Genomic DNA, 926 nt, shown 5'->3' on the forward strand with positions numbered 1-926 from the left:
TGTCAGAGGATGTCAAGACCTGGTAAGGTTCTTCGCGTTGCGTCGAATTAAACCACATGCTCCACCGCTTGTGCGGGCCCCCGTCAATTCTTTTGAGTTTCAGCCTTGCGGCCGTACTCCCCAGGCGGAGTGCTTAATGCGTTAACTTCAGCACTAAGGGGCGGAAACCCCCTAACACCTAGCACTCATCGTTTACGGCGTGGACTACCAGGGTATCTAATCCTGTTCGCTCCCCACGCTTTCGCTCCTCAGCGTCAGTTACAGACCAGAGAGTCGCCTTCGCCACTGGTGTTCCTCCACATCTCTACGCATTTCACCGCTACACGTGGAATTCCACTCTCCTCTTCTGTACTCAAGTCCTCCAGTTTCCAATGACCCTCCACGGTTGAGCCGTGGGCTTTCACATCAGACTTAAAAGACCGCCTGCGAGCGCTTTACGCCCAATAATTCCGGACAACGCTTGCCACCTACGTATTACCGCGGCTGCTGGCACGTAGTTAGCCGTGGCTTTCTGGTTAGGTACCGTCAAGGTGCGAGCAGTTACTCTCGCACTTGTTCTTCCCTAACAACAGAGTTTTACGATCCGAAAACCTTCATCACTCACGCGGCGTTGCTCCGTCAGACTTTCGTCCATTGCGGAAGATTCCCTACTGCTGCCTCCCGTAGGAGTCTGGGCCGTGTCTCAGTCCCAGTGTGGCCGATCACCCTCTCAGGTCGGCTACGCATCGTTGCCTTGGTGAGCCATTACCCCACCAACTAGCTAATGCGCCGCGGGCCCATCTGTAAGTGACAGCTATAAGCCGCCTTTCATCTTCTTATCAGGAGATAAAAAGTATTATTCGGTATTAGCTCACGTTTCCGCGAGTTATCCCAATCTTACAGGTAGGTTGCCCACGTGTTACTCACCCGTCCGCCGCTCGTTCCAC

General features: G+C 53.9%; 1 rRNA gene. It reads right to left on the minus strand.

The features are described from left to right. Positions 1-926: ribosomal RNA gene (locus tag ACHABU_RS20660) — 16S ribosomal RNA — on the minus strand; the annotation flags it as partial.

The sequence above is a fragment of the Oceanobacillus sp. CF4.6 genome, assembly GCF_051262635.1.
Classification (GTDB): domain Bacteria; phylum Bacillota; class Bacilli; order Bacillales; family Amphibacillaceae; genus Oceanobacillus.